The organism is Paenibacillus apis (assembly GCF_018333295.1).
Classification (GTDB): Bacteria; Bacillota; Bacilli; order Paenibacillales; family Paenibacillaceae; genus Fontibacillus; species Fontibacillus antibioticophila.
Window position 1 is genome coordinate 1 of record NZ_BORS01000079.1, and the last position, 259, is coordinate 259.

Consider the following 259-nt stretch of genomic DNA (forward strand, 5'->3'; position numbering starts at 1 on the left):
TTGAGACAGCGCCCAAGTCGTTACGCCATTCGTGCGGGTCAGAATTTACCTGACAAGGAATTTCGCTACCTTAGGACCGTTATAGTTACGGCCGCCGTTTACTGGGGCTTCAGTTCATAGCTTCGGAGTTACCTCCTAACCACTCCCCTTAACCTTCCAGCACCGGGCAGGCGTCAGCCCGTATACTTCGCCTTGCGGCTTCGCACAGACCTGTGTTTTTGCTAAACAGTCGCTTGGGCCTTTTCACTGCGGCCCCCTC

1 rRNA gene is annotated in these 259 nt (G+C 54.8%); it reads right to left on the reverse strand.

What is annotated here, in order from left to right:
* Positions 1-259: ribosomal RNA gene (locus KI362_RS25410) — 23S ribosomal RNA — on the reverse strand; the annotation flags it as partial.